13 protein-coding genes are annotated in these 15,262 nt (G+C 40.6%); 5 read left to right on the plus strand and 8 right to left on the minus strand.

The window, feature by feature from the left end; translation table 11 throughout:
- Window positions 1–97: 97 nt before the first annotated feature.
- Entirely contained in the window at window positions 98–1,570 is a 1,473-nt protein-coding gene (locus ABS766_RS07840) for a S41 family peptidase (RefSeq protein ID WP_408084578.1), read from the plus strand.
- Between the two features lie 68 nt (window positions 1,571–1,638).
- Here ABS766_RS07840 and ABS766_RS07845 read toward each other — a convergent pair whose 3' ends face one another.
- From ABS766_RS07845 to ABS766_RS07860, 4 genes are all read right to left on the minus strand, one after another.
- Window positions 1,639–2,949, minus strand: coding sequence for a dihydrolipoamide acetyltransferase family protein (locus ABS766_RS07845; RefSeq protein WP_408084579.1), 1,311 nt, complete (start codon window positions 2,947–2,949; stop codon window positions 1,639–1,641).
- A gap of 100 nt (window positions 2,950–3,049) precedes the next feature.
- Complete coding sequence (locus ABS766_RS07850) at window positions 3,050–4,183, minus strand: glycosyltransferase family 2 protein (protein WP_408084580.1); 1,134 nt, start codon at window positions 4,181–4,183, stop codon at window positions 3,050–3,052.
- Between the two features lie 95 nt (window positions 4,184–4,278).
- Window positions 4,279–4,707 (minus strand): Hsp20/alpha crystallin family protein, encoded by a 429-nt coding sequence (locus ABS766_RS07855; RefSeq protein ID WP_408084581.1) that lies wholly within the window; start codon window positions 4,705–4,707, stop codon window positions 4,279–4,281.
- A 232-nt stretch (window positions 4,708–4,939) separates the two neighbouring features.
- Window positions 4,940–7,150 carry an FUSC family protein gene (locus ABS766_RS07860; protein ID WP_408084582.1) on the minus strand — a complete coding sequence of 737 codons (2,211 nt, stop codon included), beginning with the start codon at window positions 7,148–7,150 and terminating at the stop codon, window positions 4,940–4,942.
- 161 nt (window positions 7,151–7,311) lie between these two features.
- Here ABS766_RS07860 and def point away from each other — a divergent pair, with 161 nt between their 5' ends.
- From def to mazG, 3 genes are all read left to right on the plus strand, one after another.
- Window positions 7,312–7,899, plus strand: coding sequence for a peptide deformylase (gene def / locus ABS766_RS07865; protein ID WP_408084583.1), 588 nt, complete (start codon window positions 7,312–7,314; stop codon window positions 7,897–7,899).
- Between the two features lie 62 nt (window positions 7,900–7,961).
- The gene (locus ABS766_RS07870) at window positions 7,962–8,420 is read left to right on the plus strand and encodes a DUF5606 family protein (protein WP_408084584.1); all 459 of its coding nucleotides are present in this window, start codon (window positions 7,962–7,964) and stop codon (window positions 8,418–8,420) included.
- Between the two features lie 88 nt (window positions 8,421–8,508).
- Window positions 8,509–9,282, plus strand: a complete 774-nt coding sequence (gene mazG / locus ABS766_RS07875; RefSeq protein ID WP_408084585.1) for a nucleoside triphosphate pyrophosphohydrolase — start codon at window positions 8,509–8,511, stop codon at window positions 9,280–9,282.
- 107 nt (window positions 9,283–9,389) lie between these two features.
- Here mazG and secA read toward each other — a convergent pair whose 3' ends face one another.
- The 4 genes from secA to ABS766_RS07895 form a co-directional block, all read right to left on the minus strand.
- Entirely contained in the window at window positions 9,390–12,761 is a 3,372-nt protein-coding gene (secA, locus tag ABS766_RS07880) for a preprotein translocase subunit SecA (RefSeq protein ID WP_408084586.1), read from the minus strand.
- A gap of 104 nt (window positions 12,762–12,865) precedes the next feature.
- Window positions 12,866–13,087 carry a DUF2795 domain-containing protein gene (locus ABS766_RS07885; protein WP_002986941.1) on the minus strand — a complete coding sequence of 74 codons (222 nt, stop codon included), beginning with the start codon at window positions 13,085–13,087 and terminating at the stop codon, window positions 12,866–12,868.
- A 175-nt stretch (window positions 13,088–13,262) separates the two neighbouring features.
- Window positions 13,263–13,835, minus strand: coding sequence for a cob(I)yrinic acid a,c-diamide adenosyltransferase (locus tag ABS766_RS07890; protein ID WP_408084587.1), 573 nt, complete (start codon window positions 13,833–13,835; stop codon window positions 13,263–13,265).
- Between the two features lie 102 nt (window positions 13,836–13,937).
- On the minus strand, window positions 13,938–14,633 hold the full coding sequence (locus tag ABS766_RS07895; RefSeq protein WP_408084588.1) for an ABC transporter ATP-binding protein: 696 nt from the start codon (window positions 14,631–14,633) through the stop codon (window positions 13,938–13,940).
- 210 nt (window positions 14,634–14,843) lie between these two features.
- Here ABS766_RS07895 and ABS766_RS07900 point away from each other — a divergent pair, with 210 nt between their 5' ends.
- On the plus strand, window positions 14,844–15,050 hold the full coding sequence (locus ABS766_RS07900) for a hypothetical protein (protein WP_408084589.1): 207 nt from the start codon (window positions 14,844–14,846) through the stop codon (window positions 15,048–15,050).
- Window positions 15,051–15,262: the final 212 nt, after the last annotated feature.

The raw sequence follows: 15,262 nt of genomic DNA on the forward strand, positions 1-15,262 counted from the left end.
TTTCTTGGTTATACAGTGTAGACGATTAGCCTGTTTTTTTGTTACAAATAATATTAAAATAATTAAATTTACGTTTTTAATCTAAAAGATTTGCTTAATGAAAAAGATATGGATATCGCTATTGCTGCTTATTACGGGTAGTTTTGTATGGCAGGGGTGCGAAGATATGGACGATACTGCCGTACCTGTAAATGATTTTATATGGAAAGGGCTAAACCTGTATTACCTGTGGCAGCAGGAAGTGCCTAACCTTGCAGATGACCGTTTTGCGAACCAGGGTGAGCTGAATAGTTTTTTGGAGTCTTACCCAAACCCCGAAGCGCTTTTTCATAGCCTGTTATATCAGCCTGGCACGGTAGACCGCTGGAGCGTGTTGTTCTCTGACTTTACAGTATTGGAAAATTTGTTACAGGGCGTATCTACGAGTAACGGGGCCGATTTGGGGCTGGTATATGTAACCCCGCCTGCCGACCCGGACAACCCGGCGCCTGATTTACCTATTTTTGGTTATGTGCGCTACGTTATGCCTAATACCGATGCGGCTGATAAAGGCGTACAACGCGGCGATATATTTTATGCCGTAAACGGTACAACACTTACCAATTCTAATTATAGCTCTCTTTTAGGGCAGGAAACATATACTCTTAACCTTGCTGATTATAACAGTGGTGCCATAACCCCTAACGGGCAGGAGGTGACGCTTACAAAATCTCAATATGCCGAAGACCCCGTGTACCGAACCAATGTGGTTACCCGGGGCAGCCACACCATAGGCTACCTGATGTATAATGGTTTTTATAGCAATTATGATAACCAACTTAATGCCGCCTTTGGCGAACTGGCTTCGCAAAATGTTAATGAACTGGTACTGGACCTAAGATATAACTCTGGAGGCTCTGTGCGTACGGCTACTTACCTTGGCAGTATGATTACCGGGCAGTTTAACGGGCAGCTTTTTGCCAAACAGCAATGGAACAGTAAGCTGCAGGCCTATTATGAGAGTGAAAATCCGCAATCGCTTATTAACCGCTTTACCGATAAGCTTTCAAACAACCAGCCTATAAACAGCCTTAACCTTAACCGTGTTTATATACTTACCACCTCATCTACCGCCTCGGCCAGTGAGCTGGTTATTAACTGCCTTAAGCCCTATATAGATGTAGTGGTTATAGGCGGCACTACTACGGGTAAAAATGTAGGGTCTGTTACGCTTTATGATTCGCCTGACTTTTCCCGCCGCAATGTAAACGGAAGCCATAAATATGCCATGCAGCCCATTGTGCTTAAAACGGTAAATAATGATGGTTATGGCGATTATTTTGAAGGCATCCCCCCAACTATGGAGATGCACGAAGACTTAGACAACATGGGGGTTTTGGGCGAACCTACCGAGCCATTTTTTGCCGCTGCCATAGCCGATATTACCGGTAGCGGAAGGCCGGGACGTTTTAGCCGCCCGGATATATTTACCCAGTTTAAAGACACAAAAAGCATGAGGCGTATGGGCGATGAAATGTATATAGAAGAAATGCCCGAAGGCTCTTTACTGTTACTGAAAGACCTGCAATAGCAGGCATTAATATAACCAGACAGGCCCCGCAATTGCGGGGCCTGTCTGGTTATATTATGTTATAAATATTAGAATCCTCTGTTTATATCAAATCCTTCCAGATACTCGGCAACGCGTTTAACAAACTGCCCGCCAAGGGCGCCATCTACCACGCGGTGGTCATAACTGTGGGTAAGGAACATTTTTTGGCGGATGCCTATAAAATCGCCTTCCGGGGTTTCTATAACAGCAGGTACTTTGCGTATGGCACCCAGTGCCAATATACCTACCTGCGGCTGGTTTATAATAGGTGTGCCAAAAACACTGCCAAATGAGCCTATATTGGTTACGGTATAAGTACCTCCCTGTGTATCATCGGGTTTTAGTTTGCCGTTACGCGCACGGTTGGCAAGATCATTTACAACCTTTGCCATACCTACCAGGTTAAGCTGGTCGGCATTTTTAATTACCGGCACTATAAGGTTACCATTAGGCAGGGCTGCTGCCATACCCAGGTTAATATTTTTCTTTTTAATAATATAGTCGCCATCTACGCTAATGTTTACCATTGGGAAATCTTTCAGCGCTTTGGCAACAGCCTCCATAAATATTGGGGTAAAGGTTAATTTTTCTCCCTCGCGCTTTTCAAACTCATTTTTAACCTTATTGCGCCATTTTACAATATTGGTTACATCAACTTCTATAAACGATTGTACGTGTACCGAAGTTTGTACGCTTTGTACCATATGGTGCGATATCAGCTTGCGCATACGGTCCATTTCTACAATTTCATCCTGCCCGTTAACCGAAACCGGTTTAACTGTTTCAGGTTGCGGTGCACTAAACACTTCTTTAGCCGATTTTTGTACTCCGTTTTGCTTGCGGTTGCCTATATAATCAAGTATATCTGTTTTGGTTACGCGGCCATCTTTGCCGGTTCCGTTTATGGTTTCCAGCTCTGCCACGGTAACACCTTCTTCTTTGGCGATATTTTTTACCAGTGGAGAAAAGAATTTATCTGAAACCGAAAAATCCTGAGGAGTACTAACGGCAGCTTTTGCGCTACTCATAAGTTCTTCTACCGCTTCAGCCTGTGCTACATTATCATTATCAGGGTGTGCTTCATGCTCTGCTGCGGGAGCTTGTGTGGCAACAGTGGCATCCGTTTCAATATATGCAAGGGTTTGGCCTACCTGTACTACATCATTTTCTTTAAATAATATATCGGTAATTGTACCCGAAACTTCAGAAATTACTTCAGAGTCTACTTTATCGGTAGCTATTTCCAGCACCGCCTCATCTGCATCAACAGTATCGCCTACACTTTTTAGCCAGTTGGTAATGGTTGCCTCTGCAACACTCTCGCCCATTTTGGGTAATTTAAGTTCAAATTTTGCCATATTGATAACGTAAAGCTGAAATTTATTGTTATGGTTGCGAATTTACTAAAAAAACACGTAGCAACCCGCCTAATTGCTGTATTAAGAAAAATATAAATTTTTAAAATGTTATTACCTGCCCCCTGTCGTTACTGCTGTTGCTGCCAATAATAAAGCTGCTGCCGGCAGGCCTTATTTTAAAGGTACAGTTTTTATGAGCATGCTGCTGCATGATGTCTATAATTTTTTTAAAGCTGTAAAACTCATTGTCAAAAATATATTCAGTACCTTCTTTGTAATCTTCTATATCAGCAAGTGCACACAGCACAACTTTTTTATCCAGTTTTTGCTGTAGTTTTGAAAGAAGTACCGTATTTTCTGAAACCAGCATATACACTTTGGGATTAAAAACCGGGCCCTTCTGGTTTTTCTTTACTAAAGAAAAAAACAGTGCTCCTGCCCGCATAAATACGTCAAAAACAGGAGCGGCTTTAAAGTGTTTTTTATAAAAAAACTGCATCGCCTCCCGGAAACGCTCCATATACTTTTTGTCTTTTACGGTGCTTTCGCCTTTGTAATGAATTACAGAAGTCTCCGGATAATACCAGTTTTGCCTGCCCATTTTGGCTATAGTGTAAGACAGGTCTATGTCATCGCTGTACATAAAACAGTCTTCATCAAAACCGCCTGCCTCAAGGTACAGGCTACGCTCCATTACCATAAAAGCCCCTACCAGTATATCTACCACGCCGGTTTCATTAGGCGTAAGGTGTTGGGCATAGTATTGGTTGAACATTTTTTGCCTGCCAAAAAATTTGTATAGCCCAGCTATTTTTGTAACCGCTACCCATGGTGTGGGCACCCCCCTTTTACTTTCGGGTAAAAAGTTGCCTTTGCCATCTATTAACTTTGCCCCCACAATGCCTGGGTTGTTAAGAGTTTCAATAAAGCTGAGTATTTTTTCAAAAGTATCTTCGGCTACTACAGTATCGGGATTTAATATGCAAAGATACTTGCCCCTGGCGTGCTGCACCCCTATATTATTACCTTTTGGGAAACCGGCATTCTCCTTATTTTCAATTAAAGTAATGTGCGGAAAGCGCGCCCTCATCATGGCACAGCTATCATCCGGGGAGTTATTATCTACAACAATAATTTCACCATCAATATTTTTAAGCGCCTGCTGTACACTAAGTACACATTGCTCTAAAAACCAGCGTACATTATAGTTAAGTATTATTACCGAAAGCTGCATGACGCAAATATAAATATTTTAGGGCGCAGCTTAAACAAAAAAAGCGCTCCCCTGGCGGGAAACGCTTTTAAAACCAACTAACCAATCAATCATTATTATGAAATCTCTATCATCCTTTTAGCTTTTGGCAAAGCTTCTTCTTTTTTAGGGAGTGTAATTTTTAGCACACCATCCTGATATGCTGCATTAATTTCTTCTTCGTTTATTGTTTCTGGCAACGTAAACGCTCTTTTAAACGAGCTGTGTACAAACTCCCTGCGGGTAAATTTACCTTCCTGCTGGTCAGTCTTTTCATTGCTTACTTCAGCAGAAATGGTTAACAGGTCATTATCAATTTCAATGTTGAAATCTTCTTTTTTCATACCGGGAGCAATAAGCTCAACGGCAAAAAGTCCGTCTGTTTCTTTAATGTTTACAGGTGGTACTGTTTTGTTTACTAACTGGCTTCCGCCTGCCCAGTCTTTAAATAATTCATCTACCACTGATGGGAAAAATACGGGGCTGTTTCTTTTAACTAAGTTCATGGCTATACTATTTTTGTTTGACAATTTATTTTGTTTATTCATAACTAACAATAAACAATTGTTGTACCAGCACAAAAACAACTGACTTTTTGTCATTTTTAATGACTTTTTGTCGTGGTTATATTTAAACTATTATTATATTGAAATCATTACAGCCATTTTTTCATGTAAAATCACATAATGAAGTCGATGAAGTAAAACTATAATTGTTTGTAACTATAGCAAAGAGCGATCAGATTTTTAAATTTGCAACCGATTTTGCAATACGTTCTGAAAGGCTGTTGAGCCATGCCAGTTGCTCGGTAATAAGGTGGGCTTCTTCCATCTTCAGGTTATACTCATCTTCATTTTCATCTGCAACTGTTTCCAGTTCCTTTGCCCGTATATTTTTAAGTTCGTTAAAATGTTGGGCTGCTTCATCATCCTGACCTTTTACCGCAGCTTCTGCCCGTACGTCCATACTGATCAGCGTAACAGCCTGCTGTAAGTTATCCAGTATTTTGGTTACCGTTTTATTAAAAAAAGGTGAAGCTTCGTAGGTTTTATGGTTTTGTATAAAAGTGCCCATTGAGGCGAGGGAAGACAGCATGGTGTGGTTAAGTACCGCCAGCTTATATACATGGTGTTGCTGCTTTTGTTTTGATTTAGGTTCCTGCAACATACGCTGATAGCTGGACATTAGGTTACCAAGGGAAACAAACGCATTTTTACGCGCCAGCCTGTACTCGGTTGTTACGGCTCCTTTTTTATTGTACTGCTGCGCTATCTGCTTTAAGTATTCCTGGTTAGCCTCTATTGCTTTCTTTATAAAGCCCGGCACATTCATAAACTCCCACGATGGCCAAAAGAAATAGTTACCCAAAAAGGCAAGCAACGCCCCAACAAGCGTATCCAGCACGCGATATTGTATTACTTTATTAATATCCGGCGTAAGCATACTATATAAAAATATTACATAAATAGTAATAAAGGTTGCCCCTACCCTGTAATTTATAGCCGTAAAAGTATACCCCAGCAGCATGGCTACTATAGCCAGCGTGCCTATAATTACAGGCTGGTGAAAAACACTTAAAAAAGCAAAGGCTATAATACCACCCAAAATAGTACCCGCAATACGGTGGTACGATCGTTTTTTGGTAAGCCCATAACCAGGGCGCATAATTACCACAATAGTCAGCAATATCCAGTACACATTTTGCAACGGCATAAGCGCGCCTATTACAAACCCCAATGCAATAGACAGGGCAAGGCGCAACGATAGCCTAAAAATAGCCGATGAAAAACTCAGGTTATCCCAAAGGGTTTTTAGTGGAAAATATTCCGGTTCTATAAACCGGTACACTTCTTTATAGCGATTTTTATCCAGATACCTTAATGATAATTTATAGGTAAACGATTTCTCTATAATATCAATCTTCCTGATCTGGTTTTCGGCATAGTGTTGCATACTCATCAGCATCCATACATTTTCAGCAGCACTGTTGGCTGCTTTAGCGTATTGTGTAACCGAGTTACGAAAGGATACCAAATCTTCCTTAAGGCTGTGTTTTGTGTTTAGTTTACGCTTGACAATAATATCCCTGCTCATTTTTTTGAGCCGGGCTGCCATATTATAGGCAAGGTTTTGGTAGGTATTCAGAATTTCTGAATGGCCATCAAATTTCTGGTGCAGCGTGGTATGGTCAAAAGAAGTTGATAGTGCCAGCTCCAGTATTTCAACCAGCGATATAAATGCTAGCAGCATCCTGCGGTTACGCGTAGAGCCCCCGGCATTAGAGCGGTTGCGCATTAATACTTCCCTGAGATTATCATGAATAGTATTGATTTCTACCTGCAGGTCCAGTTGTTTTTTAGTGATTTCGTCACGGTTTGCCGATGCTGTCCATAAATCGCCGCGTAGCTTCAAGTATTTAGAAGTAAGCCTTAAACAATCAGCTATCTGTAATTCGGTATAACGATATGGGCTGAGTATATTAAACGTAACAGAAAGCAGCATATAAAACAGGCCGCCCCCAAACATTAGCAATGCATTGGTAAACATTTCGGCACCACTGTGCAAATGCCCGGTACCAAGAGCTATAGCCAAAAGCCCGCTAAAAGATATCATGGTGGCACGCTGCCCAAATACCGAAAGCATAGAGAGGAAAAATACCAGCAGCGTTACTAACGGGTAAAAAAGCCACTTAAAATCGTACAGCAGGTTTACCATAAGGGTACTGCCTGCAACAATTACAGCAGCCACCAGCAGGCCGCGTATGCGGTGCGGCATGTTACTAGGTATATCGGCAGGGTATACCAGTAGCGCGCCAAGCGCTACGGTAAATGCTATATCACTGTACCCCAACAGGCTTAGCCCTACAGCGGGCAATACTGCAGCTACCGTTACCACAACGGCACGGGTAAAATTAACACTGTCTGTAAATTCTTTTAATTTTTGTAACATAGCTTATACCGGCAAAGGTAGCAATTGCGCATTTTAATAGTTAGCACAGGCTAAAATTCTCACAAATATTTAGCACTTATAAAGCCGGGGGCAAATCCATTTTAATTTACTATTTTTGCAAATTGAAAAAAGGGACTGCACCCCCCTGTAAAACTATAGTTATGATTTTACCGATAGTTGGATACGGAGATCCGGTACTTAGAAAAGAAGCAAGTGAAATACCAAAGGATTACCCTAACCTTAAACAGATAATATCTGATATGTTTGAAACCATGTACAACGCCAATGGCGTTGGGCTGGCTGCACCGCAGGTTGGGTTATCTATACGGCTTTTTGTTATAGATACTTCGCCATTTGAAGATGATGAAGACCTTAGCGAAGAAGAACGCAATATACTTTCCGGATTTAAAAAGGCTTTTATAAATGCTGTTATTACAAAAGAAGAAGGCGAAGAGTGGTGCTTTAACGAAGGCTGCCTGAGTATACCCGATGTGAGGGAAGACGTATACCGCAAAGAAAAAATAACTATTGAGTATTATGACGAAAACTTTGTGAATCATACCGAAGAGTACTCCGGCCTTATAGCACGTGTAATACAACATGAATATGACCATATTGAGGGAATTTTATTTACCGATAAAATATCAACCCTTAAAAAGCGTTTGATTAAAAAAAGGCTTGAAAATATAATGGAGGGCAAAGTAAGGGCTGATTATAAAATGAAATTTATAGCCAAAAAAGGCAGATAATTTTTGTTTTTTTAAGCAAACATCAGATATTTGTGCCCCTTGAAAAATAAAAAAGAGAAACAATGAGTATTGAAAAAATATTAGCGATATCTGGCAAGCCGGGATTATACGAACTAAAAGTACAGACACGTACCGGTTTTGTGGCAGAATCGCTTATTGATGGTAAAAAAATTACCGTAGGCCTAAGAAATAACGTAAGCCTGCTTACAGAGATTTCTGTATATACGTATAATGAAGAGGTAAGGCTTGCAGAGGTTTTTAGGGCCATTGCAGAGAAAGAAGATAACGGCCCGGCCATATCTCATAAAGAAGACAACGCCAAACTGGAAGAGTATTTCCGTGAAGTATTGCCAGAATATGATGAAGACAGGGTGTATGTTTCTGACATAAAAAAAATAGTAAACTGGTATAACCTGCTGCAATCTAAAGGGCTTGTAAGTAAAGAGACCCCTGCTGAAACGGCAACCGAAGCGGAAGCGCCGGAAGTTACCGAGGCTGCAGAAGCCAAAACCGAAGAATAATATAATCGTCTTAGTTATATAATAAAAATCCTGCCCTTACTATTTTAGTGGCAGGATTTTTTATTTTTACATAAAATCCTGATACTACATGAATACCAGACAACAGCAACTTGATGCCTTTAACCGCCTGCTTGATATAATGGATGACCTGCGCGAAAAATGCCCGTGGGATAAAAAGCAGACCCTGCAAAGCCTGCGCCACCTTACTATTGAAGAAACCTACGAACTGGGCGATGCCATACTGGATAATGATTTGCAGGAGGTAAAAAAAGAACTGGGCGATATATTGCTACACATAGTATTTTATGCCAAAATAGGTAGTGAAACCGAAGACTTTGATATTGCCGATGTCGCTAATAGTATCTGTGAAAAGCTGATACACCGCCACCCTCATATTTATGGTGGTGTAACGGTTGAAAACGAGGAGGAAGTAAAACAAAACTGGGAAAAACTGAAATTAAAAGAGGGTAAAAAATCTGTTTTAGAAGGGGTACCCAAAAGCCTTCCCGCGCTTGTAAAAGCCAGCAGGATACAGGATAAAGCCAAGGGTGTGGGCTTTGACTGGGAAGAACCCAATCAGGTTTGGGAAAAGGTGCAGGAGGAAATTGCAGAATTTCATGAAGAGGTTAAAACCGGCGACCCTGAAAAGATTGAGGGTGAATTTGGCGATGTACTGTTTTCGCTGATTAATTATGCCCGTTTCCTGAAAATTAACCCGGAAGATGCCCTTGAGCGCACTAATAAAAAATTTATTAAGCGTTTTACCTACCTTGAAAGCAAAGCTGCCGAAATGGGAAAATCTTTAGCGGATATGACCCTGGCAGAAATGGATGTTTTTTGGAACGAAGCCAAAAAAATGTAATTTTCTTTCACAATTTGTACATTTAGTAACGCTGTAGTGTGAAATATAAATAAAGGGCTGCCATTTGGCTGCCCTTTATTTATAGGTAGTTATGTATATTCTTAAAATTAATCATTCACAATAACCCATTCACCCGAAGCTACCATAGTTTCCGCTTTTTTAAACTTCATGGTTTCGGTTTTACCACTCATCACGTGCTTGATGGTAACTACATCGTTACGGTTAATTTTTGGTGCGTCACGCACTATGGTTTCAGTTACCTGTGGCCTTCCACCGCCGCCCTGATTTTGGGCTACCTGGCGTGCCTGAGATGCCATTTCATCGGTATTAAGCACTTCGCCTTTGCTCTCGGTATATTTTTCACGTGGCTGTGCTGGTTGCTGCTTAGCCTCCTGTATGTCGGCCTGGTTTTGTACCGGCAGGTCTGCCTTAAACAGGAATGATATTATCTCGCGGTTAATGCCGTCAACAGTTTTCCTGAAAAGCTTAAGTGCCTCAAATTTATAAATCAGCAACGGGTCTTTCTGCTCGTGCACTGCAAGCTGAACAGATTGTTTAAGCTCATCCATTTTACGAAGGTGCTTTTTCCAGGCTTCATCAACAATAGCAAGAGTAATGTTTTTCTCAAAGTCTGTTATAAGCGATTGCCCTTCGGTACCATAAGCCTTTTCAAGGTTAGTTACTACATTAAGGGTTTTAACCCCATCGGTAAACGGTACTACAATACGCTCATACTGGCCGTTATTGTTTTCATATACATTTTTAATAACCTTAAAAGCCTCTTGCGCATTGCGCTCATTCTTTTTACTGTATATATCTAAAAGCTCTTTATATATGGTATTGGTAAGCTCCCTCTCCCTTGATTCTTCAAACTCTACCTGGGTTACCGGAGAGCTTATAGAAAACGTACGGATAAGTTCAAACTCAAAATTCTTGAAATCATTAGTTGCTTTATTAGCATCTACAATAAGTTCGGCAGTATCATATAATATATTGGCAATATCTACCTTAAGGCGTTCGCCGTGCAGGGCATGCCTTCTCCTTTTATATATTACCTCACGTTGCATGTTCATTACATCATCATACTCCAGCAGGCGTTTACGCACACCAAAGTTGTTCTCTTCTACTTTTTTCTGCGCACGTTCTATAGACTTTGTCATCATAGAGTGTTGAATTACCTCACCTTCCTTAAGGCCCATACGGTCCATAACTTTGGCTACACGCTCAGATCCGAATAAACGCATCAGGTTATCCTCCAGCGATACATAAAACTGAGAGCTTCCCGGATCTCCCTGGCGGCCTGCACGTCCTCTAAGCTGGCGGTCTACCCGGCGGGAGTCATGGCGTTCTGTACCCACAATAGCAAGCCCGCCTGCAGCCTTAACTTCAGGACTAAGCTTAATATCGGTACCACGGCCTGCCATGTTGGTGGCAATGGTTACCACACCCGGCTTACCGGCTTCGGCAACAATCTCTGCTTCTTTTTTATGCAATTTTGCGTTCAGTACATTGTGCGGCACATTTTTCATTTTAAGCATACGGCTTAATAATTCTGAAATCTCTACCGATGTGGTACCTATAAGCACAGGCCTTCCGGCTGCAGAAAGCTGGGTAACATCATCTATTACCGCATTAAATTTCTCACGTACACTCCTGTATATCAAATCTTCTTTATCCTGGCGTGAAATTGGCTTATTAGTAGGTATCTCTACCACATCAAGCTTATAAATTTCCCAAAACTCACCGGCTTCTGTTACGGCAGTACCCGTCATACCTGCAAGCTTGCTGTACATCCTAAAATAATTTTGCAGTGTAACAGTAGCAAAGGTTTGGGTAGCTGCTTCAATTTTTACGTTTTCTTTGGCCTCAATTGCCTGGTGTAACCCGTCAGAATAGCGGCGCCCGTCCATAATACGTCCGGTTTGCTCATCCACTATCATAATTTTATTGTTCTCTATAACATATTCCACGTCTTTTTCAAACAGTGTATATGCTTTAAGCAACTGGGTAAGGGTATGTATACGCTCGCTCTTTACAGAAAAATCTCTAAACAGGTTTTCCTTTTCTTCGGCTTCTGCCTCTTTTTCCAGGTTTTTATTTTCAATATTAGCTATCTCGGTACCTATATCCGGCAGCACAAAAAAGTCGTTATCAGTATCCTGAGACAGGTATTTAATACCATTGTCGGTAAGTTCTACCTGGTTATTTTTTTCTTCAATTACAAAATAAAGGGCTTCGTCAACCTTGTGCATGTCGCGGTTATTATCCTGCATGTACTGGTTTTCGGTTTTTTGCAGTAGCTGCTTTACCCCTTCTTCACTCAAAAATTTAATAAGTGCCTTGCTTTTTGGTAAACCGCGGTGCACCCTTAATAACAGGAAACCACCTTCTTTGGTTTTACCTTCGCGTATTAATTTTTTGGCCTCGGCAAGCACTCCGTTAAGCAAATTACGCTGCATGTTTACCAGGTTATCTACCTTTGGCTTAAGCTCATTAAACTCATGGCGGTCGCCCTGTGGTACCGGACCCGAAATAATAAGCGGTGTACGGGCATCATCAATAAGTACTGAATCCACCTCATCAACAATAGCAAAATTATGCTTGCGTTGTACTAAATCTTTAGGAGAGTGCGCCATGTTATCCCTAAGGTAATCAAAACCAAATTCGTTATTGGTACCATAGGTAATATCAGCAGCATAGGCTTTACGGCGGCCATCGCTGTTAGGCTGGTGGTTATCTATACAGTCTACTGTAAGGCCATGAAATTCAAACAACGGTGCTTTCCAGGTACTATCCCTTCGTGCAAGGTAGTCATTCACGGTTACCAGGTGCACACCATTACCGGTAAGGGCATTAAGGTACAGCGGCAGGGTAGCCACAAGGGTTTTACCCTCACCCGTCTGCATTTCGGCAATTTTACCCTGGTGCAGTACAATACCACCAATAAGCTGCACATCATAATGAATCATATCCCAGGTAATTTCTTTACCCGCAGCATCCCAGGAATTTGCCCAAACGGCGTTATCTCCCTCTATAGTAATATAGCTTTTTGTAGCAGACAGCTCCCTGTCTAAATCCGAAGCGCTTACTGTGATAGAAGTGTTATCCTTAAATCGTTTTGCTGTTTCTTTTATAACGGCAAAGGCTTCCGGTAAAATTTCATTAAGCGCTTTTTCAGAAAGTTCGTATGCTTCTTTCTCAAGGGCGTCTATAGTAATGTAAATTTCTTCGCGGGCATCAATATCTTCAAGTTTCTCCACTTCCTCAAGGTATGATGCTATTTTAGCATCTTTTTCGGCCCTTGCCTTGCGGATTACATCCTTAAAGTATATTGTTTTTTCCCTAAGCTCATCGTGAGAAAGCCCGGCCAGTTGCGCCTCGTAGGTTTTTATTTTATCCACAAGGGGCTTAAGGCCCTTAATGTCTTTTTGTGACTTATCACCCACAAAGGCTTTAAGTATACTGTTTAATAAACTCATTATTATATATATTATTTACGTCTTTTCATACTAACATCCCTGCAAATTTAACCAAAAAAAAAGCCTCCTGAAGAGACTTTTCACCTGATTATTTATTTTTTTCCTTAGTATTCATCCTCGTTCCACAGATAATCTTCATCCGTTGGGTAATCGGGCCATATTTCCTCCATCGATTCATATATTTCGCCTTCATCCTCAATAGATTGCAGATTTTCTACTACCTCAAGGGGTGCTCCGGTCCTTATAGCATAATCTATAAGCTCATCTTTTGTAGCAGGCCACGGAGCGTCGCTAAGGTACGATGCCAGTTCTAATGTCCAATACATTTGTTAAACTATTAAAATTTATGCAAAAATAAATTTTCTACTCAAATTGTCAAGTAAAAAGTTATTTATTTTATTCTTTAAATTTAAGAACGTTCTTCAGGGCAGCTTTTTTTGCCTAAAACACAGTAAGAAACAGCTTTTTTAAACCATTCACTCATTTATGCTTACTAAACAATTACAGCTTCTCCGGCATCCATTTTATCTCTGTAGCCTGTAAATCTTTGGTCAACTTCCGTGCCAGCACAAAAAGATAGTCAGAAAGGCGGTTAAGATAGGCTAAAACAGTTTCCTCTACCGCCTGTATGTCATTTAATTGTACCGTAAGCCGCTCTGCGCGCCGGCAAACACAACGGGCTATATGACAATATGACACAGTAGTGTGCCCGCCGGGCAATACAAAATGAGTCATCGGCTCTAATTGAGCTTCCATAGCATCAATCTCATTTTCTAACACTGCTATATCCCCATCCGATATTTTAGCGATATTAAGCCGGTCCTTGCCGTTTTTAAGTGTAGCTTTTTCCGGGGGCGTGGCTAAAACAGCGCCAAGGGTAAACAATTTTTCCTGAATTTTTATAAGCACATCTTTATAATCCGAACTAATCTGCTGATCACGTATAAGGCCAATATATGAGTTAAGCTCATCAACCGTACCATAGCTTTCAATCCTTACATGGTGTTTGGGCACACGGGTGCCGCCAAATAAGGCTGTAGTACCTGTATCTCCGGTTTTTGTATATACTTTCATTATTATTTATGCAAGTTGTTAGTTGTTGCTTACTGCTTATTGATTGCTAATTTTTTTAAGTTTATTACGTGTACTCATAACAAACAGACCGTAAACTAATAACTATTTATGTGGGTTTACGTTGTCACTTTCAATAACACCGTCGCGCAGGCGTATAATGCGGTGAGCATGTTCGGCAATATCTTCTTCATGGGTTACCAGTATAACAGTGTTGCCTTTTGCATGTATTTCATCAAACAGCCCCATAATCTCAACCGATGTTTTACTGTCAAGGTTACCTGTAGGCTCATCTGCCAGTATGATAGAAGGGTGGTTAACCAACGCCCTGGCCACAGCAACCCTTTGGCGCTGCCCGCCTGATAGCTGGTTGGGCTGGTGGTCCATCCTGTCAGCAAGGCCTACTTGTGTAAGTACCTCTGTAGCGCGGTTAGTACGCTCGGGTTTTTTAAACCCTGCATATACCATAGGCAATGCCACATTATCTAATGCCGTAGTACGGGGCAGTAAATTAAATGTTTGAAAAACAAAACCTATTTCTTTATTACGGATGGTAGCCAGTTCATCATCGCTCATTGCGCTTACATCTTTACCATTTAGCACATAACGGCCTGACGTAGGGGTATCAAGGCAGCCCAAAATGTTCATAAGGGTACTTTTACCCGACCCCGAAGGCCCCATAAGCGCAACGTATTCTCCTTTATTAATTAAAAGGTCTATACCTTTAAGTACCCTAACGGTTTCTGTACCTAAAGGGAAATCCCTTGTTATATCTTTTATATCTATTATTGTATTACCCATTATTTAATTTTTGCTAAAAATACTAAATTTAATTTATACGACATGCTACCAAACATGTGGGTATTAATAGTTTAATTTAAGCAATGTTTTAACTTAAACAGCTACTAAATATAGCCATAGCATTAATTTTTAGTAAATTAACAACAAAATATTTTTTTTTTAGGATTAACTTTATATTTTTGTTGGAGTAATTTAAACCCCTGAAAAATTATGAAAAAGAGTATATTAAAATGGTGTATGCTGGCCTTTTTATTAATTAGCAATTTAGCTGTATTCGCCCAAGGTGGAACTGAAGACACTCCGGAACCAGGAGATGGCACCGAGCCTATAGATTCAAAACTTATATGGTTAGCTATTATAGGTATTGCTTTTGCATTTTTATACTTTGCAAATAAAAGGAAAGCAGTACGCGCTTAATAATATAAATATAACAGACTACAGAAAGCCTTTTGCCTTGCAAAGGGCTTTTTTGTTTTTTGCGCTCTACAGCATTTATTAATTTTTTACTAAATAGCCGGGAAGCAACTTTGTTAATATATTCTTAAACTGCGAGATGTTTAGAGGCTATTTACTAAAGTATTCTTAATAACAGCTACATTTTATTGTTAACACCTATAAGTGTTTGTAAT

The sequence above is a fragment of the Flavobacterium rhizosphaerae genome, assembly GCF_046000445.1.
In the GTDB taxonomy this organism is placed as follows: domain Bacteria; phylum Bacteroidota; class Bacteroidia; order Flavobacteriales; family Flavobacteriaceae; genus Flavobacterium; species Flavobacterium rhizosphaerae.